Origin of the sequence: Erythrobacter alti (assembly GCF_037996805.1) — a bacterium.
Classification (GTDB): Bacteria; Pseudomonadota; Alphaproteobacteria; order Sphingomonadales; family Sphingomonadaceae; genus Alteraurantiacibacter; species Alteraurantiacibacter alti.
Genome location: NZ_JBBNAX010000002.1, coordinates 273,225 through 299,358, shown reverse-complemented (window position 1 = coordinate 299,358; position 26,134 = coordinate 273,225). Strand labels below are relative to the sequence as shown.

Sequence of the window (26,134 nt, the reverse complement as noted above, 5' to 3'; positions counted from 1 at the left end):
TCAGCCTTCGCTACGCGCTTCCATGAGGCGACGCATTTGCTGGGCCATGCGCTTCTTCGCCTCCGACTTTTCATTGTCGAGGTTGGAGACCATGTCGGATTGCGAGAGATGTGCGCTCATCCGTGCGCGCAGAATCGGCAGGCTGACAGGTTTCACGACATAATCGTTGGCACCGGCTTCGATCGCCTCGACGACATTATCCTCTTCGCCAACAGCCGTGCACATGATGACCGGCAGACGCGCGGCTGTATAATTTTCTCGGATCGCCTTGAGGGTTTCCAAGCCGCTCAAACCAGGCATCATCCAGTCGAGGAGGACGATGCTGGGAACGCGATTGGAAATTTCAGAAAGGGCAGCTGCGCCATCGCAAGCTGTGATCGTGCGGTATCCTGCGGATACAAGCGAGCGTTCAAGCAGGATGCGGTTGTCCTCGATATCATCGACAATCAGGACACTGCGCGTAGGTGCGTTCTGGTTGTTCATGCCACCGCCTCCCGCAGGCCTGCCGCGATTTCGCGTGGCGCAGCATTGCCCTTCAGATAGAATTTGGCTCCGGCAGACACCAGCGTGTGATGCTCGGCCACGGAAAGTCTCTGGGCCGAGACCACGATAATGGGAATCTCGTCGAATTTGCCTTCACGCGACAGCGCCTCGATGAACTGGAAGCCGTTCAAGTTGGGCATGTTGAGATCGAGTAGGATGGCCCGCGGGGGATCGATCCGCACCGCTTCAAGGCCGGATTCCCCGTCAGTTGCACGCCGTGCATCGAAACCGAGGCGGCGGACCGTTCTGCCAAGCAGGTCTGCAGCATCATCGTCGTCGTCGATGATAAGGACGCTTCCCTGTTCGTCATCTTCGTAGACCGAAATGAGGTTACGCAATTCACCTTCGGTCACAGGTTTGCGGATAAAATCGGATGCGCCGGCTTCAAGTCCGCGCACACGGTCATCGTCGACGGTCACAATCAGGATAGGGGTTTCCTGCATGCCAGGGAGCGCGCGCAATTCCGGAAGGACATCATAGCCGGACTTGCCGGGCATCAGCGCGTCAAGCAGGATCAGGTCAGGAGACTCGATGGCAGCCTTGGCGAGGCCTTCGGCTGCATCGCTGGCAGACACCACAACATAGTCGCATCGCTTCAGCCAGCGGCCTAGCAAATCGATTGCGGCGGGATCATCATCCACGACCAGCGCCTTTCGACGATGTCCGTTGGGCTTGGCTTCTTCTTGCGTCACGTTTGTTTCGCCTAGTTTCTGTTTGTTTTCCAATTGACGCATCGCCCCGAGATCGACCGGGATATCGAGCTGGTACGTCGTGGTGTTGTTGCTGGAATACGACATCAGCAGGTTCCCGCCGATCTGCTTGGCCAAGGCATCCTTGACCTCCAGGCTGACGCTTTGTTCGTTCTGACTGTCACGCGGAGGATGTTTGCTCTTGTTCTTCGTGACGAGGCTGACCCTCGCCGTGCAATCATCGCTCATGGTGATTGAATACTGCATGCTTTCGGCGCGCTGATATTTGAGCGCGTGGTCGAAAATCCCGAGCGCTGCGCGGCTTGTGAGCGCGCGATTGCCAAACACGGTTATGTCGCATTCGGTCGCCGCGTCGTCGCGTTCTATTCTCGGGCCGTTGCCACGAGTCTTGATATCTTTCGCAATCGCGTCGACCGTCGCGTTCAGCGAGAAAGGCACACGTTCGCGTGTCGCCTCACCGGTCCTGTCTTCGACCATGCCCAGAAGGTCGTCGATCAACCCCAGAAGTTCATGCCCTGCAGCGCGTACGCGAGACAGATCGTGGACCATGGATTCGGAGCCGACTTCCTCGGCGTCCTCGGTCAGGATAGAGGTGTAACCGAGAATCGCATTGAGCGGAGAGCGCAATTCGTGACTCAGCCGCGAGAAGAATATGCGACGTTCCGAGTTCTTCTGCTCGAGCAGGCTCTGCGAATGCGCGCGTTCGACCTGGATCGAAACAAGCGCGCGCGCGGCTGTCTGGAGATCGGCTTCGGCGTTGAGGAGCGTGCCCATGATCGGATTGGGATCATTTTGTTCGTCACGATTTGCGCGGCTACCCTCAGGGGCGGCCTGCTTTGCGAGATTGGAGAGGCCAACCGCGAGCGAGCGGAGCCGCACGTCAAAGTCGCGCACCATCCACCAGCTGATAGCGAATGCCAGCAAGCCGAGGCCGAAGGCGAGTCCAACGCCTGCAACCGCCATTGGCTGGTGTTCCGGCCGGACGAGCGTCAGCAGCAAGCTGGCGAAGGCACCGCCGAGGAAAGTGAAGGCGCCAACCACCAGGGCGATGCGAAGTCGCGCGGAGATCGAGCGAGGAGAGAGACGGTTTGATATCATCGCGTTCAGGCCACCTTGCGTTCTGAAAGGCTGGACTCGATGGCGGGGATACGGATCGTGAAGCTGGTGCTCAGCCCGTATTCGCTCCGTACGGAAATCGTACCGCCCATCATTTCAGTGAATCGCTTTGTCAGCGCCAGTCCCAAGCCACTGCCGCCAAAGCGTGTGGCCGTATCGTTCTCCGCCTGGCTGAACGATTTGAAAATCCGTTCGAGCGCTTCGGGACGTATGCCGATGCCATTGTCGGTCACTTCCAGGGTCAGCCAGTCGCCATCCTTCTCCTGCGAACGCAGGATCGTCATCATGATAGTGCCCTTGGTGGTGAACTTGGCAGCATTTGAAAGCAGGTTGAGCAGCGACTGGCGCACCTTCAACGCGTCCAGCTCCAGCGTGCCAAGGTCTTCCGGCATGTTCAGGACCAGCTTGTTATCGCGCTTTCGCGCAAGCGGTGAAGCCGTGGCAATCACATCATCCGCAAGGTCCCGTACAACAACGGGCTCGGTATTGAGATCGATCCGGTCCGATTCGATAGACGACAGGTCGATCACATTATTGACCAACGCGAGAAGGTGGCGCCCGGCGGCATGGATTCGGTCAAGGTCCTTGGCCTTGCGCTCATCCTCACCGCGCTCGATCCATTCCTCCTTGAGCATTTCGGTATAGCCGATCACGGCATTGAGTGGCGTGCGCAGCTCGTGGCTCATCTTGGCCAGGAAGATAGACTTGCGCTTGCTGGCCTGCTCCGCCGCCGACATCGCATGGCGCAGTTCCGCGACCCGGCCGCGCTGGTCGATGGTTTCCTGCTCGAGCCGCAGGCTGACACGCATGACTGCTTCGTAAAACAGGCACATTACCGTCATGTAGGTGAGGGCTGCCAAGATCGAGAATACGTTCGGCAAGAGCAGTTCTGCGGGATCGACGAGCTGCGGGAAGTTGCCCGACAACAGGCGCGCCGCAGTGAAGGTGGCCAGCTGCAGGGTAATCCCGATTAGCGCGTATTTGATGGAATCGTACAGATAGAAGAAGCACAGGACCATCGCGATCAGGAACCACGGCAGCAGCGGAGAGCTTATCCCGCCAAACCAGAAAGAGCCAAACAGGCTGAGCCCGACTAGAGTCTGCACGCTGACCATGGCAGCCAGTGCCATGCTACCGGTCTGGCGGAGGATCAGCGGGACGAGGAAGAAGCTGGCGACACAGGCTTCAACGACCCAGAATTGCCAGTTGCTTTCGGACAGCTGCATCAGGAGGAAAGCCGTCACCGTATGGCCCATGAGCGGGCCGAGCAGGTGCAGCATGACGAAGTGACGCACCATCGGCACGTCGGTTTCCGACGCGCGGATGTTCTCCGGAATAAACCAGTCCAACACGGGAGTGAGTCGGGAAATCATGCAATTCGTCTCCTGGGATCGCAGCATCGCAATACCCGGCAGCGGTTAAAGAGCGGTCAAGAACGGATTAACCAATATTCAAGGCTGCCAACGTAATTGGGTCCCAAGCGCCAAGCGCGAAGAGCAAGGTTTTAACGCGCTGCATGATCAGAGCGAACAAGGGGCACAGGATGGCTGCGTTGGGAACAACATCGGGTTGGAACCTGAGCTCATTGCTCGATTACTTCATCCCGAAGGAAATGCTGGCTGATGCAGAACATCATCGCCGCGCGCGTATGTTCATGCTCAGCCACGTATTCGGGCCGGTACTAGGCAACTCGTTGCCGGCCTATCTCTACTTCATGGATGTCGTCCGCGATCACCGCGTGCTGGTGTTCTTCCTGACGATTACGGCGTTTTGGATCTATCCCTTCGTGCTGCGCGCCACGGGTAGGTACAAATTGCTGGCCTTCATCTCGGTACAGAACCTGTCGGTGTGTATCCTGTGGGCCTGTTATGCCTTCGGCGGATTGCTTTCGCCCTTCCTGCCGTGGATGCTGATCATCCCGCTGCTTTCATTCCTATACCTTCCGTCAACGGGCTGGGTGCGGAATGTGCTTCTGGCCCAACTCGGTGCCAATACAGCAGCATTGCTCTATATCTGCCTTGGCGGTGTCGATCTGCCGGCTATTGACCTGGAAAATTTGCAGGTTATCGGCATGATCTCGATGGCGTCTGTCGCCATCTACTTCGCCATGATGGCGCTGTATTTTGCCAAGCTGTTCCGCGAACAGCGCGAGTTCGGCAAGGAACTGAACAACCTCGTTTCCTCGTCGGACAATTTGCGCAATTTGACCGCTGCTGCTGAGCAGGCAGGCGCGGCAAAGGCGGATTTCATCGCCAGCATGAGCCATGAATTGCGCACGCCGCTCAACGCGATCATCGGGTACAGCCAGCTCCTGCTTGAAGAGGCCGACGACGAGGGCGATACGGAAAGCGAGGCCGACCTGCGACATATACACTCGTCAGGATCGCACTTGCTTTACCTTATCGACCATGTGCTCGACTATTCTCGCATCGAGGCGGGCCGGATGCCGATCAACGCGAAGCCCGGTACGATAGAAAACGCCTATCCGCGCTGGCTTGACGATGTCGCAAAGGGTGCCGACGGCCTTACCCTTGAGCTGGAGCGGAGCGGACCTATCGATACAATGGTACTGACCGACTGGTCTGCCATGGCCGCGATCGTGCGCAATATCGTGGTCGGTATTGCCAAGGAAAATCCCGATGGCCGCGTGAATCTGAGGTTCACCCATACCGAAGCCGGCGGCATCGCCATGGACATGCACAATTTTGGCCCCGACGGGCTTGGACGGGCGATCCCGTTGTCGGAAGAGATCTTCGACGATTCACACGACATTTCGCCGACCAAATACGGGGCGATGGGCATCGAGCCGGCGCTCGCGCTTAAATATATCCAACTGTTGAACGGGCAGATTGTGGAGCAACGCGGGGACAGCAATTCCTGCCGGATTCGCATCGAATTTCCGCCTTACATCCCGGCCGAAGATGAATTCGAGGCTGGCGATGTGCAGCATGCCGACGCAGCCTGATAACCAAGGAATGGACACGCAAGTGACAAGCGTATTGATCATCGAAGACAACGAGATGAACCGCGACATGTTGACGCGCCGTCTGGAGCGCAAGGGCTTTACGGTCACGAGCGCGGTTGATGGCCCGTCGGGCATCGCGGCTGCTCGTGAGCACTTGCCCGATATCATCCTGATGGATGTCGCGCTTGGCGACATGGATGGCTGGGAAGCCACGCGCGCCATCAAGGCCGACGAAAGCACAGCTCATATCCCGGTGATCGCCCTGACAGCGCACGCGCTGGAAAGCGATCGCAAGAAGTCGATCGAAGCAGGTTGCAATGACTTCGAGACAAAACCCGTTGATATCAACAGGCTGATCGAGAAAATTAACTTACATGCATGTTAACCACGTTCGTTACCTCCGTTATCACGCGTAACGCCTAGGTCGAATACGTAAATTGAAGGAATTTCGTATTATGACGAGCAAGGTTTTTGATGCGCTCTCGGGAAGCATGAAGGATTTCCGGCACTTGCCCGGCAGCAACCTCCTCGATCGCGTCTCCGCGTTCTACGATTGGCAGGAAGCTCGCCGCAAGACGGGGACATGGCCGCTTGGTCGTTCGACCGAGCAGGGCGCCTTCAGTCGCTGCACCGCGCGTACCGACGAGGGAGAACTTTTCTCGGGCGTCAATTTTGCGAGCCAGGATTACCTGAGCCTCAATTCCCATCCCGAAGTGCTGGAAACCGCGATCCAGACGATGCGCGATTTCGGTGTGCATAGTGCCGGTTCGCCGGCGCTGGTTGGCAACACTTCGCTTTCGCTGGCTCTTGAACGCAAGATCGCCGAATTCCTTGGCTACGATCACGTTGCGCTCTTTCCCACGGGCTGGGCTGCCGGGTTCGGTGTGATCAAGGGACTGGTGCGCGCCAAGGACCATGTCGTAATGGACGCGCTGAGCCATGCCTGCCTGCAGGAAGGTGCCAATGCCGCGACCCGCAATGTGCATCTGTTCCGCCACAACATGGTCGAACACGCCCGCACCAAGCTTGAAGCAATTCGCGCCAAGGACTCCGAAAACGGCATCCTAGTGGTTACGGAGAGCCTGTTTTCGATGGATTCGGACACGCCGGACATCGCTGCCTTGCAGGAACTCGCGCATGAGTTCGATGCCACGTTGATGGTCGATGTCGCCCATGACCTGGGCAATCTGGGCCCCACTGGTCGCGGCTTCATCGAAATGCAGGGGATGCTCGGCAAGGTCGACGTGGTCATGGGGAGCTTCTCCAAGACCTTCGCGTCCAATGGCGGCTTCGTCGCAGCGCGGGGTCGGGCGATCAAGGAGTACATGCGCTTCTACAGTTCGCCCAACACCTTCTCCAACGCCATGTCGCCCGCAAATGCTGCCATCGTCGGCAAGGCGTTCGAGATCGTCGCTTCGGAAGAGGGCGCGCAACTTCGCGAAAAGCTGATGCGCAATATCGTCATGCTGCGCGGAATGCTGAAGAGCTGCGGGATCGAGACCTATGGCGATCCGTCCGCAATCGTCTGCACCAAGACCGGCAGCGAGGCACTGGCACGTCTTGCAAGCCGCCGCCTTCCGGCACTGGGAATGCTTGCCAATCTGGTTGAATTCCCTGCGGTGCCGAAGGGACAGGCCCGGTTCCGTCTTCAGGTGATGGCCAACCACTCGCAGCATGACATTGTCGATGCGGTTCACCGTCTTTCGGCTGCCACGACCGAAGGCGCAGCCGATCTGGCGGCGCTGGAATCGGGCGAGATTGCGCTGGATGATCTGGCATGCGTTGCCGCTGGCGACACGCTAAAGGCCGCCGAAAAGGCGCAGTCTCTGGAAGAGCCAACCGAAAAGCGCAGTAATCGCGCGGCTGCCTAGCTTAATTTGATGTTTACCAAAAAGCCGTAAGCCGGACCTACGAAAGTAAGGAAACAGCGATGTCTTATAAGAATTGTCTTCTCATCGGAGCTGCGGCGGCCACGACCTGCCTGGCAATTCCCGTGGCTGCACAGGATGCCGGAGAAGTAAATGTACGCGTATCGGGCGCTCGGACCAAACTTGTCGACGAGGGCACGATTTTCTCTGATGGCGTGGAAGATCCCAATGGTGCTTATGAGACGCGTGAGGCCTATCATTCGGTAGTGACGCTCAGCTACTTCCCGATCGACGGCTTTGCCATCGACGCGTCGGTCTCAACACCGCTGACCACCAACAACATCCCTGCCGGTTCGCTCGCCGGGCTGCCCAATCTGGGCGACGACGAGTTCATCATGGCGACAATCGGGGCCAGCGTGCATCCGATCGACGGGCCGATCCGTCCCTATGTCGGTGGCGGTCTTGCCTACCAGCTCACTACGCAGGAGCGTGATGGGCTCGCCGTGGGCCTGAACATTCCAAATGCCCATGGCCCCTATGTCAACGCCGGTGCCAATGTTTCGCTGACGCCGCGCCTCGATGCCTTCGTCGATGTGCGAAAGGCATGGTATTCAACAGGTGCGAGCGGTCTACTGCCGCTGGATGCGACATTTACAACCTTTGCGCAGGTCGATGCTGATGCAGAACTTGACCCGCTGACGATCCAGCTCGGACTTGGTGTGCGCTTTGGCGGCAACGTAGCCGATCCCGCTCCGCCGATCCCGGCTCGCGAGGCAGGCGACCTGGTGGTGAAACTTGGCATTACCAACCTCGAACTGGCCGACGAACTCGATCTTTCGGTTGGCGGCGCGCCGTTCCCCAATGCTGGCCTGTCGACATTCGAACACCAGACAATTTCGGCTCAGTTTGGCTATTTCGTTACCGATCACGTTGCGGTCAACGCGACGGTTGGCTTCCCGCCGACCATTGATATCTACGGTGCCGGATCGATCGGACCGCTGCCGCAGCTGGGCGAAGTGACCTACGGCCCGAGTGCCCTGACAGTACAGTTCCACCCGGTCACGACCGGCCGCGTGCGCCCCTATGTGGGTGCGGGCCTGAGCTACATGTTCGTATTCGGCACCGAAGATGGCGCGTTCGAGGATCTCGAGGTTACCGAAGATCTCGGCTGGGCTTTCGAAGCTGGCGTGGACATGCTGGTCAACGATCAAGTTGGCGTATTCCTCGATCTCAAGAAGACACTCTTGCGGCCCACGGCCATGGGTACTTTCCAGGGTATGGAAGTGGTCGGCGAAAGCCGTCTCGACCCGTGGGCGATTTCCACCGGGGTCTCGTTGAGTTTCTGAATCTCGGGAAGGCCAGAGCGCCTTCCGGATTGAAATGAAAAGCGGGCAGCGCGAAAGCGTTCGCCCGCTTTTCGATCGTCGGACTACCGAGCGTCAGCCGATGGCTTCAAGCGCCTTGAAGACAGCATCCGCGTGGCTTTTGCGGCAAATCAGCAGGTCGGGCATGTAAGTATCGCGCTGGTTGTAGACGAGTGGCGATCCATCGATACGGCTGATATGGAGGCCGTGGGCAGCAGCGACGGCAGCCGGGGCGCAGCTATCCCATTCGAACTGGCCGCCCGAATGCAGGTAGATATCCGCTTCGCCGCGAACGATTGCCATGGCCTTGGCACCGGCACTACCCATCGGCACCAGCTGCGCGCCAAGCGTTTCGGCCACCGCCACGGCTTCGGCAGCAGGCCGGGTACGGCTGACGACCATGCGCAGCGCCTCAGGCGCCGGTGGCACATCCACCGGCCTGTCGGTACGCAGCACCATGTCGAGACCGGGCAGGGCAACCGCGCCGATCTCGGGCTTGCCGTTGATGGCGAGAGCCACGTGCACAGCCCAATCCGAACGCTCCTCGCCATATTCGCGCGTGCCATCGACCGGATCGATGATCCACACCCGCTCCTTGTCCATCCGCTCCTCGGTGTCCTTGCTTTCTTCGGACAGCAGTCCGTCATCAGGACGTTGCTGGCGCAGCGCGTGGACGAGGAATTCGTTGGCGGTCTGGTCGCCCGCCTTGCCCAAAGATTTGCCTTCGAACATTCCCGAATTGCGCACTTCGATCAGGATGCGGCCTGCGCACTCGGCAAGATGTGCAGCAAGCTGGGCGTCGGTTCTTGGAGAAGTCATGCGGGATTGGCTCACTTTAGCGGCAGGATCTGGTCGATGATGTAGTTCGCCGCTTCCTCGGGCGACATCTCGACTGTGTTAACGGTGATTTCAGGCGCTTCGGGCGCTTCATAGGGACTGTCGATCCCGGTGAAGTTCTTCAAATTACCCGCGCGGGCTTTTTTGTACAGGCCTTTGACGTCGCGTTCTTCGGCAACTTCCAGCGGTGTGTCGACAAAAATCTCAACGAATTCATGATCCTTCAGCATTTCACGCACCATCCGTCGTTCGGCCCGGAAGGGCGAGATGAAGGCAGTGAGGACGATCAGGCCGGCATCGGTCATCAGTCTGGCAACTTCCCCGATACGGCGGATGTTCTCGATCCGGTCGGCCTCGGTAAAGCCGAGGTCCTTGTTGAGACCGTGGCGGACATTGTCACCGTCGAGCAGGAAGGTGTGGCGGTTCATCAGCGCGAGCTTTTTCTCAACCTCGTTGGCGATGGTCGACTTGCCCGAGCCGGAGAGGCCGGTGAACCACAGCACGCGCGGTGTCTGGTTCTTCATGTCGGCGTGATGCTCACGGGTGATATCGGTCGCCTGCCAATGCACATTCTGGCTGCGGCGCAGGCTGAAGTTGAGCATGCCTGCGGCCACGGTCGCATTGGTGATCTTGTCGACCAGTATGAACCCGCCAAGCGTGCGATTTTGCGCGTAGGATTCGAAAACCAGCGGCTTGTCCGCATAGACCTCGGCAACGCCGATATCGTTGAGCGACAGCGTCTTTGCAGCGAGTTCGTCCATCGTGTTGACGTCGACCCGGTGCTTGGGCTGCTGCACGGTGGCAGAGACGGTCTGCGTGCCGAGCTTCAGCCAATAGCCGCGCCCGACATGCAGGTCCTCATCGTTCAGCCAGACAATCGTAGCCTCAAACTGGTCGGCGGTTTCGGGAGGAGTATCAGCCACGCACAGCACATCGCCGCGCGAGCAATCGATTTCGTCTTCCAGCGTGATCGTGACAGACTGGCCCGCCACCGCTTCATCCAGGTCGCCGTCGAATGTAACGATCGACTTCACCGTGCTTGTCTTGCCCGAAGGAAGCACGCGCACCGCGTCGCCCGGCTTGACCGACCCTGTTGCGATCAGGCCGGAAAATCCGCGGAAGTCGAGGTTTGGGCGATTGACCCATTGCACCGGCATGCGAAACGGCTTGTCCGCCGCAATATCGGAGAGCACCTCGACGCTTTCGAGATGCTCGACAAGGCTCGGCCCGTCATACCACGGCGTGTTTTCGCTGGGTGCGGCAGTAATGTTGTCGCCCTTGAACCCGCTGATCGGCAAGGCGGTGAAGCTCTCGATGCCAATTTCCTCGGCAAAAGCCGTGTAGTCCGCGACGATACTGTCGAAAGTAGCCTGATCGTAATCGACCAGGTCCATCTTGTTTACGGCCAGCACGATATTCTTGATACCGATCAGGTGGCACAGATAGCTGTGCCTCCGCGTCTGTACGAGCACGCCCTTGCGCGCATCGACAAGGATCACGGCGAGGTCGGCGGTCGAAGCGCCCGTCACCATGTTGCGCGTATATTGTTCGTGTCCCGGGCAATCGGCGACGATGAACTTGCGCTTTTCGGTGTTGAAAAAGCGGTAGGCGACATCGATTGTGATGCCCTGTTCTCGCTCGGCTGCCAGCCCGTCCACGAGGAGGGCGAAGTCGATTTCCTGGCCCTGCGTGCCGACCTTCTTGCTGTCGCTGGCCAGCGCGTCGAGCTGGTCCTCGAAGATCATCTTGCTGTCGTACAGCAGCCGTCCGATCAGCGTGCTCTTGCCATCGTCCACGCTGCCGCAGGTGATGAAGCGCAGCATGGTCTTGTGCTGGTGCGTTTCCAGATAGCTGTCGATGTCCTCGGCGATGAGGGCATCGGTCTGGTAGACGGGCTGGGTGGTGGGTGCGTCAGCCATCAGAAATAGCCCTCCTGCTTCTTCTTCTCCATGCCGGCACCGCCAGCATCCTTGTCGATCACGCGGCCTTGCCGTTCGGATGTAGTAGTGAGCAGCGTTTCCTGGATCACTTCGGACAGGGTCGCCGCCTCGCTTTCAACTGCGCCCGTCAGCGGGAAGCAGCCGAGTGTACGGAACCGCACAGATCGTTCGGTGATCTCGGGCATTGTGCCGAGCACCTTTTCGAGCCGCTCGGGATCGTCGGCCATGAACAACCCGCCTTCCCACTCATAGGTCGGTCGCTTCGCAGAGAAATAGAGCGGGACAATCTCGATATTCTCGAGCTGGATATATTGCCACACGTCGAGCTCGGTCCAGTTGGAGATCGGGAAGACGCGGATGCTCTCGCCCTTCTTTTTCTTCGCATTGTAGAGGTTCCACAGCTCGGGTCGCTGGTTCTTCGGATCCCATCCGTGGCTTGCCGTCCGGAAAGAAAAGATGCGCTCTTTCGCGCGGCTCTTTTCCTCGTCCCGGCGCGCGCCGCCAAAGGCTGCGTCGAAACCGTATTGGGTGAGAGCCTGCTTGAGCCCCTCGGTCTTCCACATGTCGGTGTGCAGGGGGCCATGGTCGAAGGGGTTGATGCCGCGCTCTTCGGCCTCGGGATTGTGATAGACGATCAGCTCCATCCCGGCATCGCGCGCAGCTTTTTCGCGCAGCGCGTACATGTCCTTGAATTTCCATGTCGTGTCGACATGCAGCAGTGGGAAAGGCGGGGGCGAGGGGTAGAAGGCCTTCTTCGCCAGATGCAGCATCACGGCCGAATCCTTGCCGACCGAATACATCATGACCGGCTTTTCGGCCTCTGCCGCGACTTCGCGGATGATGTGTATCGCCTCTGCCTCGAGGCGCTGGAGATGTGTCAGCGGTGCGGTCACGCTTGTGGTCCTTCCTGTGTCCTGTGGGAGCCGATTAACCTGCGGTTGATTGTTCTGGACCTCCCAAATGGGAGGTAGTATAAATTATCCATGCGCGTTCCCAATCTCGGCGAAACGGACCTTTTGGTGCCCCTTCATGATGGCGTTTTCGAACAGCCGATGTGGCACACCTTCCTTGCGCGGCTGCGGCAGGTGGCTGGCGTGAGCTACGCGGGGATCGTCCTGCATTCCGCGCATGCCGCCGATCCGGTGCGTTTGACATCGGCCAGTGGCGAATGGTCGCCGGTGCTCCACTCGCTCTTTTCCGACCGAGCCGAGGAATCCGATGCGCGGCGGATGAAGATGCGCGAAGGGCGGGTCTATTCGCTGGAGGAGCTCGTCGAGGGTGCCGGGACGGGAGCGCCCAATTTGCGCGCCATGCGGTTGGGAAGCGGGTCCGGCCTCGATGCCGCAGTGGTTGTCGCCAGCGAAGATGAGATCGGCGCCGATGTCGCCAATCTTCTCACCGCGCTAGCTCCGCACCTCACCGTTGCGCTGCGCGTGATCGCAGCGATGGAGCGGGAAAGGGCGCGCTCCGAACTTAGCGCCGAAGCATTCGCCCGAATGAATTTCGGGTGGATCTCGCTCGATGCCAAATGCCGCATCGTCGATTGCGACGCGCAAGCCGAACGGCTGTTGCAGCAATCGGGGGCATTGCGTCGCGGTCATTACGACAGGCTGACTCCCGCGGCCCCTGCTGTGGATCGCCAGCTTACCGCACTGGTGCGCGAATTCACCGCCAATCCGCGGGGGCGCCCCCGCGCCATCAACCTCAGTCACGATCCATGGATAGACATCCTCGTGGCCCCGCTGCGGATCGAGGCGCTGGCGGGCGGGACCGACGCGGTCGCGGTCGTGTATATTCGCGGTGACCGGTCATCCTCCGCTGACCGGGCCGAACAGCTTGTCGACCTGTTCGACCTGACGCCGAGCGAGGCACGGCTGGCATGGTCGATGGCGCAAGGACTCTCGATTGCCGAAGCGGCGGAGGAGCACGGGCTAACAATCGAAACCGCACGCAATTATTCGAAGAAGATCTACGCCAAGACCGGCGCGCGCGGGCAGGTCGATCTGGTGCGGCACGTGTTGACCGGCGTTCTTGCGCTTGCATAGTTTCGACCGAAATGACAGGCGTGCAGCCAAGGAGAGAGACTCATGGAAATCGCATTTATCGGGCTTGGTAACATGGGCGGCGGCATGGCAGCCAACCTCGCCAAGGCGGGGCATGAAGTGCGCGCTTTCGACCTGTCCGAAGACGCGCTGTCAGCTGCCCGGGACAAGGGTTGCACCACTTTCAGCGACGCCAAGGAGGCGTGTGAAGGCGTGGAGGCGGTCGTTTCAATGCTGCCCAACGGCGCAATCGTGCGCAGTGTCTATACCGAAAGCGTTATCGGCCATGCACCTGCTGGCGCGATCCTGCTCGATTGCTCGACCATCGATGTGGCGACCGCACGGGACGTGATAGAGTCAGCCGCGCAGGCGGGCTACCCGATGGTCGACGCGCCGGTTTCGGGCGGAATCGCGGCGGCAGAAGGCGGCACGCTCACTTTTATGGTTGGCGGAACCGAAGAGGCCTTCAAGCGGGCCGAACCGATCCTGAGCGACATGGGCAAGGCGGTGATCCATGCTGGCGACGCAGGCAATGGCCAGGCTGCCAAGATCTGCAACAACATGCTGCTGGCGGTCCAGATGATCGGCACGGCAGAGGCCTTTGCCATGGCGCAAAAGCTTGGCCTCGACCCGCAGACATTCTACGATATTTCCAGCGTCAGCTCGGGCCAGTGCTGGTCGATGACGAGCTATTGCCCGGTACCCGGCGTTGGCCCGAAGTCGCCCGCCGACAATGATTACCAGGGTGGCTTTGCCACCGGACTCATGCTGAAGGACTTGCGGTTGGCGATGGAAGCTGCCGAGACTGCGGGCGTTTCGCCTCGTATCGGTGCCAAGGCGAAGGAACTTTACGAAGCCTTCGATGAAGCGGGCAATGGCGGGCGCGATTTCTCGGCGATTATCACCGAATATTGAGACTTAGCGGCGGACGGGAATCGTTCCGTCCCCGACCACCGCGAAGGCGGCCCAGTAGAACGGATGCGAGGTATCGGCATCGTCCATCAGGCCTAGCTGTGCCCGGCGCAGGGCCTCGGTCGTGCTTTCGCCTGCACCCGCGCTGAAGATGCCGCTGACGAGCCGCTGCGTGGCGTTGAAATCGTCGGGAACGGGCCAATGGCTCGCCACCACGGTGCGACCGCCTGCGCCGACGAAGGCGCGCACCAATCCATCCAGCGCGAAGTCGCCGGTTCCGCCAATTCCGGCCTCACGGCTGGCTACCAGCCCGCCTTCGCTGGCGGTATTGCAGGCCGACAGGATCACCAGATCGGCATCGAGCTTCAGGTCGAAAATCTCGGCAAAGCTTAGCAGCCCGTCAGAATCCCCATCACCAAAACTGGTAAGCAATGCTGGGCGAGGCGGGCAATCGGGCTGTGGGGCGGTGACGAGCCCGTGCGTGGCGAAGTGCAAGATCCGGTATTCGTCGAGCGTATCCATTCCCAGCAAGGCAGTGTCGCTGAACGCGGCGTCGGTCAGCAGCGCGGCTTCGGACCCGCCCGCCTTGAGCAAGCTCTCTGCGGTGCGCAACTCGGTCGCGTTGATCGGATCGTTCCACGCCGAGGCGGACCACTGGCAGCGTTCGCTCTGGCCGATTGCCCGTCCTGCGTTTGGAGATGGAATTGCCGAAGCGCCGACCGGCTGGTTCTGGCCAAGACCCAGATACTCGATCCGCGCATCAGAGACCCGCGAATTGCGCACGTCGCGGAACGAAGTGGGTGAGACTGCGGTGGTCACGCGCATCTCGCGTCCCAACCAAGCCGTGCCAGTGTAATCGAAGCCTTCGCCTTGCACGCGGGCATCGCGTGCAGCCTGTCGTTGCACGCTCGCTTCGTCAGTCACCAGAAGGTTGATCGGCAAGCGCAGCAGTGCGCCATCGGGCTCAAAGACGAGATGATTGATGCCCGCCATCGATCCGGCGACCGGTCCGAACAATTCGGTGTAGAGCGCCCTCGCACTCGCCATATCGAAGGGATAGGTAATTGTCTGGCCTGCCATCTCGACGGCAACGGAATCGCGCAAACTGTCCACCATTTGCTCGATGGCATCGCTGCGGGCATCGATGCGGAAGGCCCGCGCGTCGTCCGACGTTGCGAAGATCGCGTAGGATGCCCCGTCGAGCATGACCAGCTTGTAATAGGCCTCGCCCGCTCGCAACGTGGATTGCAGATCTGCGAGCGTCAAGCGGCCGTCCTCGACCACACGGTAACGCGGATATTGCGCCAGATCCTGCTGCAATTCGAGCTGGCGAATTTCCAGCGCATCGAGTTGTTGGCGCAATTGCGCGATTTTCGAGGCCGGAGCCGCGCTGCCCGCGCCTGCTGCATCAAGGCTCAATTGTGCAATTTCGGCCCGGATTTGCTCGATGCCGCGTCCGACGTTGAGCGACTGGCGGAACAATTGCGCGGCCTCGTCGCTACCGCCCGACAATTCGCGGGCCAGCACGGCCTGCGTTTGCGCAAGTCCCGGTCGCAGCAACAATTGGCTTGCGTTGAACATCTCGGACGCGGTCTGTGTCCCGTCCTGATTACCAAGCAGCGCAAAATAGGGGGCAAGCAGGCGTCGCAGGCTGGCCGCCGGCTTGCTGCCGGCGGTGTCGACCAGCGAGCGGTAGAGCGCGAGTGCCTCTGCCTCACGCCCGCTGCGCGCCAGGAAACCGGCATATTGTGCCTGCGCACTCGCCAAGGCAGGAGAACCGGGATGGAACGCTTCGAGCAGCCCGATCGCCTCGCGATGCAGCGCTTCCGCACCACCAAGCTGTCCGCTGCGCTCGTCGATCTCGGCAATCTCGCTGAGCACTTGTGCGCGCAGCCATAGGATCGAAACGACCCGCCCCTCTCGTACTTCAAGCAGTTGTGACTGCGCATTCACCAGCGCATCGCGCGCCTGCGATGCCAGGCCTAGCGACCGCAGCGCGCTCGCCCGTACGTAAAGCGCCTGTGCATCAAGCAATTGTGCCCTTTCCAGCGCGGTCAACTGCCCGGTCGCGCCGCTGATGGCATTGCCGTTTTCTGCCGCGAGGCGCTCCGCCAGCAGAGCGTCGACCTGCAACTGGCGCAATTCTTCGAGACTGGTGGTGCTGGCCGGCAGCGGCATGTCGAGCGTCATGATCGCTTCCGCAGGGCTTTCCCGGTTGAGCGCGTCGATGGCTTCGAAGTTGCGCGCAAGGCGGTGCAGAACCGGGTCTTCACCGAGCAATTCGCGGAGGTCGATGAACAGCAGCGCGGCTTCGAGATAATTGCCCAGATTCGACTGCTGGAGCGCCGCGTTGAGCCTTGCTTCGGTAGAATCGGCGCCCTCCAGCGCGTCTGCCGAAGCGGAAAAGAATTCGGCTGCATCGGCGAAATTGCCCGCATTGGCGCGGCGGTAAGCTTCGGCGAGCGCGCTTTGCGCCGATATCGCTTCGGCCTGCGCACGGGCGAAGGCGCTGGCATCGCTGGCCAGGGTCAGCGGGATATCCACCTCGCCTGCGACTTCGCGGTCGGTCGCAAGGGTTGCCATTCCCAGTTCCAATGCGTCGCGATAGACCGCGATCCCCTCTGCCGAGACGATGTGTCCGGCGGAATTGCTCCCGATAACGATCATGCGATTGAGCGTGCTGCCGGGCCTTGTGCAGGCAAAAACGCGCGCATTGCCGACACCTGCCGGAATATCTTCAAGCGCGCCCGGCAGGCATTCGCGTCCATCGGCGGTAAGGGCGGCGAGCACGGCATCGGGTGACCGGCCCGGCAAGACCGCAAGGCTGCCCACGGCAATCGAGGCATCCTGGCAGATGACCGCATAGTGCCGGTCGAAAAGCCCGTCGGCCTGCGTGGGTGACTGGATCTGCGCCTCGCACAACCCGTTGGATCCGATCGGCACGCTGTCGCGCAATGCAACCGGCACGTCTTGTGCGGCCGCTGGCATGGCGGCGAACAGTCCGAGCGCCACGAGGCTGGAAGGCAAGAGGCGCGCCATCATTCTTCTCCCTCACCGTCGTCGCCGCTGCCGGTGCCCGACAGCGAGTGAACCGCGCTGTCGCCGCCGCTGGTCACAGGCTCGTCGATCAGCTCTTCCTCGCTGATGAGCGCGGAATCGAGCAGGCGGGGGAAGTCGAAGCCGAACCGGAAGTCTGCCGCAGCGCCTTCTTCTCCGATCTCGGGGAAGGTGATCGGCTCTTCGATCAACACGTGATTGGTCGAAGGTATTTCTGGATCGACCGGCTCTGGCTCGGGCTCGGTGGGGCATTCGCCGGTGACGATGATGCAATTGTTGAACGTCGCCTCCGCCGTGTACGCGGCAGCGCGGTCGACCGCGAATTCGACCAGCGCGAACCAATCGTCATTGGTAGTGAAGCTGCCGCCAAGGTCCTGTTGGCCAAAGGCGATGACCTGCAAAAGACCCTGTGCGCCTTGTTGCTGAGTGATCAGCAGTCCGCCTGCGCCGACGGTGATCCCGCCATAGACCTCGTTCGCACCGGTGTTCTGCGTCAGCATGTACTCGCCGATGGTGAATTCTGCCCGGTCGGCGAAGATGAAATCGGTGGCCGCCGATGCGCCGCCATCGTCCAGCAAGGCATCGGCAACCGCCTGGCTCAGCGGATCGGATGCGATCTGCGCAATCAGCGCTAGGTCGGCGGCAACGAAGCGGCTGGCGTCCACTTGCAGCGTGCCGGATGGCGCACCGCTGGACTCCAGACGAATACTGCCGGTGGGCAGCGTCAGCTGAACCAGTTGTGTCGCATTGATGGCAAGCACATCGCTCGCGCCTGCGTTGTCGAGCGCAAGCGCACCCGCAATATCGAGCGAACCGTCGACGTTCAACTCTATACGGGAAAAGCCCCCGCCGCCTGAGCCGGTGAAAGCCTGGTCGTTTACGATGCCGTCGATATCCGCGCCCGTTACATCGGGCAGGATGATGGTGAGCGTTTCGGCCAATATGGCATCTGCTTCGGCCTGCAGCAGCGAATAGCCGGACCCGGCAGTCGCACCGCCCAGCACTGCTTGCTCGGCCGTATTGCTCGATACCAGTACGACGTTCGTGCCGCCGAAATTCGTATCGGCACCGACATCGATATCGGCAGAGGTATAGGTCGATTCGAGCGCAGCGATCGATCGCATCGCCGCGTCATCGCCATCGATCAGGATCGTGTCGCTTGCCGTGATATCGAAGGTGGCGGTCAGGTCATCGGGACCGGGTCCGCCAATGATCGTGCCGCCATTGGCGTAGGACAGCAGCATGTTGCCGGTGGTGTTGACGGTCAGGAAATCGGCGAAGGTGATCGCTCCGCCATCTGCGGTGATATTCGACCCGTCGGGATTGGCGATATCGGCCAGATTGCTGACCAGCAGATCGGTGAAATCGATGCCGCCATCACCCGCAAAGATCGTGAATTGCCCCGCCGTATTGCTTGTCCCTCCCAGGGCGTCATTGAAGAATTCGGTCGTGCCGAAGGTCGCGAACGATGGCGAGCCGCCGGGGTTCACCGCGATCGAAATCGAGCCTGCTTCGGTGGTGGCATTTGCGCCGACCGCTTCGGCATAGGTTTCCAGATAGGCTTCGCCGAAATTAGCCAGCGCCCCGTCGGACAATTGCACGCTTGCCGTTCCGCCGATGCCGCTCGCCCCGTCACCGCGAGACACTATGCCGCCGAAGATCGTCAATCGCGCAGCGTCGAGGCTGGAGCCGGCGATGTCGAGCGTGTTGCTGCCACCTGTCGCATTGCCTCCGGTAGCGCCGAAATTGCCGGTCACCGTGGTTTCGAAGGTCAGATTGCCAAGCGTGACGGTGCTGCCGTTCGAAACGGAGAATAGGTTGGAGCCGCCGAAGCCCGAACCGCCATCGCCGCCGTTGGAGCCGCCGCTGACCGCGAGCGAAGCAAAGCCGAGGTCTGCACCCAGATCAACGATGGAGCCGTTGGTGATATCGAGCAGCGTCGTGCCGCCAGTCGCGTCGCCGCCGACACCCGGCCCCGCCGATCCGCCAGCAATGGCATCGGCATCGAGCGTGGCGACAGGATTGGCCGCGGTGAAGGTGCTGTTATCGATCAGCAGCGCGGCATTGCCGCCAAAGGCGTTGCCACCTGTGCCCGATCCGCTCGGATCGAACCCGCTGCCGCCCGGGGCCTGTATCGAAAAACCGCCGCCGATATTCACGAAGCTGCCAGTCACGCTGATCGTGCCGTCGCCGCCGGTGGCATCGCCGCCTGTAACGCCGCTGCCGCCCATCGCGCCGACATTGAGGTCAAGATCGCCCGTGAGATCGAGTGTGGCATCGAGCAGGTCGACAAGCGTAGTGCCGCCACTCGCATCACCGCCAGTGGTCGTGCCATCGCCCGCGACCGCACGGGCTTGAAGATCAAGGCTACCTGCCGACAAGCCCGAGGAGTTATTGACCAGGTTTGCCATTCCGCCGAGCGCTGACCCGCCAATGTCGCCACTGGCGCCGGTTCCATTGGCCGACAGGTTCAGGTTGGCGTTACCCAGGCCTATTGATGCAAGGTCCTGGACGGTGGCGCTGGCCGTGCCGCCTTCGCCGTCACCACCGGTTCCGCTTGCCGATTCTCCACCTGTTCCATCGGTGGAAAGTTCGACATCACCATTGGCGAGGAGCGTGCTGGCGCTGCTACCTGCGACGAGCAGGCTGGTCTGTCCGCCTTGTCCAAGTCCACCGAGCAGGTCGATGCTGCTACCGCCGATACCATTGGTGCTGACCTGGAGCGAGCCGACTTCGGTCAACCCTGCTGCCAGCGTGGAGATGTCTGCCGATCCGCCCGTTCCGTCGCCGCCGTTGAAGCCTGCTGCCAGCGCATCGCCGCCCGTGCCGCTCGCATCGAGAGTTACCGTGGCCGCGGCTGAATCAAAAAGGCCGCCGTCGTTCGCAAATTGGATTGTGCCGCCTGTCCCGCTGCCCCCATCCCCGCCGGTTCCACTGCCGCCCGTCGCTGTAGCATCGAAATTCGCGCTGCTGGCAACCGAGAGGGTGCCTTGCAGATCGAGGACGAAATCGCCTCCAACTGCCGCACCGCCTGCTCCAGCCGTTCCGTTTCCGGCGAATGCGGAAGCTTCGAACAAGGCCGTGCCAGCCGACAGTGAAGTTCCTGGCGCGATTGACAAAATACCGGAGCCTGCTGTCGCAGAGCCACCAATGGTGCCATCCGAACTGAAGGCACCCGAGCCTGCGTAAAACAATCCTGTGATGTCGATATTTGCATTGCCAGCAAGATTGACGATGGCTGTGCCGGCGAAGGAGTCGCCCGCCGTTCCGTTGGTGGAGGTGCCAGCAAACCCGATGCTATTCACCTGTAACTGGCTCAAAGTGGCGGTCGAACCGCTATCGGCCTCGAACAGGACAAAGCCACCGGTTCCGTCACCGGCATTGGCATCCTGTGTGCTCGAACCTTCGCCGTACGAGCCCACGGCTACACCGCCGAACGGACTGAGAGCAGTCAGGGAAGTTCCGTTTCGCAAGAACAGCGCCGCGTCGCTGCCCAGCCCGCTTCCGCCTTCCAGATTGCCGGTGCCCTTTTGCCCCTGGCCGTAGGAAGTAATACCAAACGAGTTCGCGGTGACCGTCGCGCCGTCGAGGGTTGCGGTCGCATCGCCGCCGATGCCAAGCCCGCCGGTCAGTCCGAGACCACTGATTCCCACCGAAGAAAGATCTAGGAATCCGACGTCGAGGGTCGAATTGATAACGTTGAGGGTAGCATTTCCGCCGAAGCCCGAGCCCGCCGTGCCGTCGATTGCGTTGCCACCTATACCGGAAGAAGAAAGGGACAGACTGTCGAGCTGCACGACGGCACCGTTGATGATGTTGAGAGAGACGCTGTTGTCACTTCCATCTCCGCCATCGGTACCACTGCCGCCGATGCCAGAGGCATCGCCAGTTGCTGCTTGTACGATCCCAAGTGTGGAACCGTCGATCGTCCAGTCGATCGAACCGCCAATGCCTGAACCGCCAAGGCCCCCTGCATCTTCGTTTCCGCCGAAACCCACAGCATTGAGCGTAACCGAAGTGGCCCCTTTGCTGCCGGTTACCTGTACGTCGCCGCCGCCCAGCACGTCTATCGCTATGGTTCCGCCCTGGCCGGTCGCCCCAAGGTCCCCCGATACGCTAGGTCCCGCGACGCCATTGGCATCGGCGAAGAGTGCACCGATCTCCACTGTTCCACCACCTGATCCGGTGCCGAAAACGATACTGCCGCCGGTGGCGTCGGCCGGTCCAGTCGCAAGGGATGCCACACCGTCCTGATCGCCTGCGCGTGCGGTAGTGTCCATCTGGAGAGATGCGCTGGTCGACAGGCTGCCGCCGAAGTCGGAAATGAAGACCGCACGCCCGCCAGTCTGCGCGCCAAAAATTGGAAAATTGCCCATTTGGTCTGTCTGCGCGATGGCGTTGATGTTGATCGTGCCGTTGAAGGTAATCGCCCCCCCATCGGCAATGATCTCCGCCTGTCCGGCAGTACCCGACCCGATCGCATTGTTGATGAAATCAAGTCCCGCAACTGCGTCCGCAGTGACCATGGTCAGCCCGGCGACGTCGATGCTGGTACCCGATTCGGCCAGTACCGATGCGAGACCGCCTATGGCATCTATTCCGAAGGAACCCTGGTTGATCAGGCCGAAGTTGCGGGCCGATACGAACAGGTCGCCAGCTACGTTCAAGGCCGCCCCAGCGAAGGTGCTGACGAGCGCCTGTTCGCGCCCAACGAGGGTCACGTCGCCGTCAAAGTCCGATATGGCATCGGCAACATCGAGCGCGGTTGTGCCGGTGCTGATGGCTAGCAGATTGCTCGTCGCGTCGACGTTGAACATGAAGATGTCGGCTTGGGTGGTGGGCGTAAAGCTGCGCCCGTCGAAGTAGCTGTTTGCCCCCCGACGGTTTGAATCGCCGTCCACCGTGCGGCCTGCCACATTGTAATTGGCCGAAAGGATGATGTCGCCATTGACCACGCCCGCAGAAACTGCCGGGTCGAACCCCAGATTGCCGCTGAAAAGCATGGAAACCCTGTCGCCGCTAACCGCGCCCGCGGTCACGCCGTAGATAACGTGCTCGTCTCCCGCTCCGGTACTCGACGGGCCGCCCGAACTGCCCGAGTGATCGATCGCAACTCCGCCCGGTGCGCCGTCGAAAACGATGATGTCGAACAACCCGCTCGAATGGGTCATCTGCACCGCGCTCGACGCGACATAGGCGATGGAGCCGTTGTAATAGGCATCGCCCGCCATGGAGATCTGGGGAGAGGCGACAATCATGAAGCTGTCTTCGGGTGCGCCGACAAAGCTCGCACCGAACTGGATGTTCACCGCTCCCTGCGAGCCGTTGAGAAACAGCGGTCCGATGCCATTGGCGAAATTCGTGAAGCTGTTGAGGTCGACATCCTGCGATGTCAGCATCAGTTGCGGCACTTCAAAGCGTCCGGTCGGGCCGACGAGTATGCCTGAAGGCGAATAGAAAGCGACGAAGCCGCCGGGGCCTATGACCCCACCGTTGGCATCGGTCAGGAAAGCCTGCACCAGCCCTTCGAAACGGGTGGGCGAATTCAACTGATCGGGCAGTATGCGGTTGAGGATCGCGAAATCGGCAGTCCCGAGGAAAACTCCCAGATTGCCGTCCGGCAAGAAGATCTCGGCTTGCCCAGTCTGCTGGTCGAGGAACGGTTGCCAGTCGACAACTGCATCCCTCCCGGTGACTGTCACCCGCGTCTCGCCTGGCGCCATGTCATCGATTGTCACCGTGCCTTGCACAACTGTCGGGGTCGCCCGGAACCCCTGTGCCTGCGCGCCTTGAGCGGCGAATGTTGCTCCGACAAGCAGTGCGGTGATGGCACAACTGCGCAGCAGCGAAGGTTTGGCGAAGGGACGCTTGGTCATGAGGACCTCCAGGGAAGCAGCCGGGCAGTCAGTGTGAAAAGGACGCGAACATCGCCGCGCCGCCCGGTGGATTCGAGCCGGTTGAGCGGTACGGCAAGGGTCAGGTCGCCCTGCACATTGGCCCCGCGCACAAAGCGCACGCCCGCACCCGCGGACCAAAGATGTCCGGTCGGATCGGCAAGGCCGGGATCCTCGTTGTCGGTCCACGCCGCATCGGTGAAGACATAAGGCTGGATCGCAAGGTCATCATGGCTTTGCGGGACGAGCGATCCGTAGCGCAGTTCAATGCTGGTACCGATTCCGCTGTCGCCCAATATCGAGCTGGGATCATAGCCGCGCCCGATGGCGTAATTGCCACCCGAAAATTCCTCGAAAGCAGGCAAGGCAGAACCACTTAGTTGGCCCTCCAGGTCGAATGCGATGGCGAGCAGGGGTACCGGGCGAAACTCGGTCGAGATTTCACCGCGCACTAAGAGCGGCGTCGGGTCCTGCGCGATGCGCGCCGGGCCGATATTGCCATTGATCAGGCAGGCGGCGGGATCATCGCGGCAATCATCGCTTGTGCCGAATACGCCCAGGCCTTGCCGGACTTCTGCCGTGGCGGTGACGCGGTAGCGTGGCTCGTAAGGCGAATAGCCATCGCGCCGGGCGATGGAATTGGCATCGACATGCAGGAAGGTGCCGCGCACATAGGCAGTGCGACCCCGGTCGCGGGTGAAGGCATTGCCGTTCACTGTCACGTCCTGATCGACATAGTCGAACCCGGCCGCACCCCAGACCGAGTTCTCCTGAGTGCGCAGGAACGGGTAGCTGGCCTCGACCGAGGCGAACAGGGTTTCGGATTCGATATCGAAGCCCGGCAGGGCATCCGGCTGCGTCCAGCCATAGGTCAGTTGTACTGCCCCAACGAGGCCATCCGAACCGAGCCGCATGTCATGACCGAACTGGAGCGTGAGTTGTTCCTTGAAATCCAACGTGCTGAAAGCCGAAATGCTCGTGCGGTCGCCATTGCCCGTCAAATTGTAGACCTCGCCGCGAACCAGCGCGCCATAACGGCCCAGTGCTCGGCTGCCCCAGTTCTGCACATTGACATCAAGCGCGCCGCGCTGGCGCAGCACGGCGATCTCGCCAATCAGGTCACCCGGTTCGCCTGTAGGTGCGGGCCGCAGCGAGAGGCGCACGTCCATCCCCGGCACGTCATTGGCGAGGAGGAGGTAGCGTTCGGCCTGGTTTACGTTGAAGACTTCCTGCCCGACGAGCCGTTCGAGATAGCCTCCGATCAGGTCCTCGGCACCCTGCGTGTCGCCGCGTGCGCGGATCGCCACCAGCCGCCCAAGCACCACACGCATTTCGGCGCGCCCGTCACCGAGGCTCTGCGGCGGAATTTCGACCGCGGCGAGATAGCCTGCCTCTTCCAGCAGCGCGGCGGCGCGGTCGCGTATGTCGCACAAGGCGCGGATCGGCAGTTCGCGGCCCAGGTATCCGTCATGCGCCTTGGCCAGAGCGACTTCGGCGGCGCGTTCGGCTCCGGTGTAGTCGACGCCTGAAAGCGTCACCGTCAAATCCGCATAGTCTGGGTTGTCGAGCGCACATGGCGAGCGCTGCATCTGTCCGTCGACAGTCAGTGTAGTGCGTTGCCGGGGATCAGGACGGGCCTGCGGAGCAGTGAGTTCGTCCCGCGTGGGCGGAGTGACATCCTGAGCCTGCGCCATGCCCGGCAGTGCGAAGCCAACCAGCAGGCTTGCCCCGGCCAGCGCGCGCGCCGCTGTCGCAAGGCCAATGCGCGGCAGGCAGCCGGTGCTGGAATCCGGTCGCAATTCACCCTGTATTGTCATTCGGTCGCCTCCTCCCGCCCCCTCATGGGGCGACCTGCATGTGCAGTAGACTATGCTCCCCTTATCGCGGCGAGTCCATAATGCCGGATACTGTCGCGGCCCTGCTATCGGACGCCGATGACCCTTGCTGCACTATTTATCTCAGCAGACGCGTCCGGGTGCGCGGCCAGCGCGCTATCGCGTGCCCGGCGCGCATCGCCTGTCCGGCCCAATTGGTTGTAACTGCGCATCAGCATGATCCAGTCCTGTGCGCTACCGCCCTCGTTTTCCAGCCGCGTGGCGAGGCGCGCGGTCATTTCTTCGGCCATGCTCTGCTGCTCATCAGGTGCGAGCGAGGCGGCCGCGGCCATTTGTTCCTGTGTCGGTCCGGGTCGAGAACCGGTCATTCCCGCGGGCAAAATGTCGCGGGTTCCGGCAGCGCCGGCAATCCGGCTTTCGACAGCGATGTCGTTGATTGCCCCCACTTGCGTGATGGTGCGCACCAGGTCGCTTTCCCAGGGTGCGCCCGGCGGCGTGTCGGCGAGCAATGCCAGCCAGTCGCTGATCGCGCCCTCGTGATCGCCCGTCAGGTCGCGCGCGACGCCAAGGAAGTACCGCGCGCGCGGATCGCCTGCATCCAGTTCGACAGCACGGCGGAAGGCCTGTTCGGCCGCTTCGGGCATGGGGTCACCGGTGCTTGCCATCACCCGCGCTTCGCCCAACGAGGACCACAGGACGGCACTATCGGGATCGGCCTGGACCGCCCGTTCATAGGCTTGCGCGGCCTCGGAAAAACGGTTGTTGCCGAATAGCGCACTGCCCAGTTCTTGCCAGCCCACCGGATCATCGGGATTAGCCAGTGCGCGCGCCTCGAGTGACTCGAAGGAAGGGGGTAGCGACATACCCGCTGTACCGGAGACGGAAGTGCTTTCGGCATCATCGGCAGCATCCATGGTGCGGTATGTGATGATGCCCGCCACCAGCGCGGCGCCTGCCAATGCCGCGAAACCGCCTTTGCCTATTCCGCCCATGCTGGAGCGCCCTTTTTCCCTGTCCGTGACAGACTAGACTACCTTCACCACACCGCAAG

Annotated in this window: 15 protein-coding genes and 1 pseudogene; 6 read left to right on the top strand and 10 right to left on the bottom strand. The window is 61.2% G+C overall.

Going from position 1 to position 26,134, the window contains the following annotated elements:
- The 3 genes from AAC850_RS04865 to AAC850_RS04855 are packed head-to-tail and all read right to left on the bottom strand — an operon-like array spanning position 1 to position 3,742.
- On the bottom strand, positions 1–483 hold the full coding sequence (locus AAC850_RS04865; RefSeq protein ID WP_340587499.1) for a response regulator: 483 nt from the start codon (positions 481–483) through the stop codon (positions 1–3).
- A complete protein-coding gene (locus AAC850_RS04860) occupies positions 480–2,351 on the bottom strand; it encodes a response regulator (protein WP_340587498.1) in 1,872 nt (623 codons plus the stop codon). Before AAC850_RS04860 ends, AAC850_RS04865 begins: the two co-directional genes overlap by 4 nt.
- Before the next feature lie 5 nt (positions 2,352–2,356).
- Positions 2,357–3,742 (bottom strand): sensor histidine kinase, encoded by a 1,386-nt coding sequence (locus AAC850_RS04855; RefSeq protein WP_340587497.1) that lies wholly within the window; start codon positions 3,740–3,742, stop codon positions 2,357–2,359.
- A 170-nt stretch (positions 3,743–3,912) separates the two neighbouring features.
- On the opposite strand from AAC850_RS04855, the gene AAC850_RS04850 reads away from it, so the two are divergent.
- From AAC850_RS04850 to AAC850_RS04835, 4 genes are all read left to right on the top strand, one after another.
- On the top strand, positions 3,913–5,334 hold the full coding sequence (locus AAC850_RS04850) for a sensor histidine kinase (RefSeq protein WP_340587496.1): 1,422 nt from the start codon (positions 3,913–3,915) through the stop codon (positions 5,332–5,334).
- 22 nt (positions 5,335–5,356) lie between these two features.
- Positions 5,357–5,719 carry a response regulator gene (locus tag AAC850_RS04845; protein ID WP_340587495.1) on the top strand — a complete coding sequence of 121 codons (363 nt, stop codon included), beginning with the start codon at positions 5,357–5,359 and terminating at the stop codon, positions 5,717–5,719.
- Positions 5,720–5,789: 70 nt separating this feature from the next.
- Positions 5,790–7,205 (top strand): aminotransferase class I/II-fold pyridoxal phosphate-dependent enzyme, encoded by a 1,416-nt coding sequence (locus tag AAC850_RS04840; protein WP_340587493.1) that lies wholly within the window; start codon positions 5,790–5,792, stop codon positions 7,203–7,205.
- 59 nt (positions 7,206–7,264) lie between these two features.
- Positions 7,265–8,548, top strand: coding sequence for an OmpW/AlkL family protein (locus AAC850_RS04835; protein WP_340587492.1), 1,284 nt, complete (start codon positions 7,265–7,267; stop codon positions 8,546–8,548).
- 93 nt (positions 8,549–8,641) lie between these two features.
- Here AAC850_RS04835 and AAC850_RS04830 read toward each other — a convergent pair whose 3' ends face one another.
- The 3 genes and pseudogenes from AAC850_RS04830 to cysD form a co-directional block, all read right to left on the bottom strand.
- Entirely contained in the window at positions 8,642–9,385 is a 744-nt protein-coding gene (locus AAC850_RS04830; protein ID WP_340587491.1) for a 3'(2'),5'-bisphosphate nucleotidase CysQ, read from the bottom strand.
- 11 nt (positions 9,386–9,396) lie between these two features.
- Entirely contained in the window at positions 9,397–11,322 is a 1,926-nt protein-coding gene (gene cysN, locus AAC850_RS04825; protein ID WP_340587489.1) for a sulfate adenylyltransferase subunit CysN, read from the bottom strand.
- Positions 11,322–12,239, bottom strand: a pseudogene (gene cysD, locus AAC850_RS04820) (sulfate adenylyltransferase subunit CysD); the annotation flags it as partial. The pseudogene cysD and the gene cysN, both read right to left, overlap by 1 nt.
- Positions 12,240–12,362: 123 nt before the next feature.
- Here cysD and AAC850_RS04815 point away from each other — a divergent pair.
- Positions 12,363–13,388, top strand: a complete 1,026-nt coding sequence (locus AAC850_RS04815; RefSeq protein WP_340587488.1) for a helix-turn-helix transcriptional regulator — start codon at positions 12,363–12,365, stop codon at positions 13,386–13,388.
- Positions 13,389–13,430: 42 nt separating this feature from the next.
- Positions 13,431–14,300: a 3-hydroxyisobutyrate dehydrogenase gene (mmsB, locus tag AAC850_RS04810; RefSeq protein ID WP_340587487.1), complete on the top strand. Its 870-nt coding sequence runs from the start codon at positions 13,431–13,433 to the stop codon at positions 14,298–14,300.
- Between the two features lie 3 nt (positions 14,301–14,303).
- Here mmsB and AAC850_RS04805 read toward each other — a convergent pair whose 3' ends face one another.
- From AAC850_RS04805 to AAC850_RS04790, 4 genes are all read right to left on the bottom strand, one after another.
- Entirely contained in the window at positions 14,304–17,336 is a 3,033-nt protein-coding gene (locus AAC850_RS04805) for a CHAT domain-containing protein (RefSeq protein WP_340587486.1), read from the bottom strand.
- A complete protein-coding gene (locus AAC850_RS04800; RefSeq protein WP_340587485.1) occupies positions 17,336–23,230 on the bottom strand; it encodes a beta strand repeat-containing protein in 5,895 nt (1,964 codons plus the stop codon). Before AAC850_RS04800 ends, AAC850_RS04805 begins: the two co-directional genes overlap by 1 nt.
- Positions 23,227–25,065: a ShlB/FhaC/HecB family hemolysin secretion/activation protein gene (locus AAC850_RS04795; protein ID WP_340587484.1), complete on the bottom strand. Its 1,839-nt coding sequence runs from the start codon at positions 25,063–25,065 to the stop codon at positions 23,227–23,229. Before AAC850_RS04795 ends, AAC850_RS04800 begins: the two co-directional genes overlap by 4 nt.
- A gap of 104 nt (positions 25,066–25,169) precedes the next feature.
- Positions 25,170–26,075 carry a tetratricopeptide repeat protein gene (locus tag AAC850_RS04790; RefSeq protein WP_340587483.1) on the bottom strand — a complete coding sequence of 302 codons (906 nt, stop codon included), beginning with the start codon at positions 26,073–26,075 and terminating at the stop codon, positions 25,170–25,172.
- Positions 26,076–26,134 lie beyond the last annotated feature (59 nt).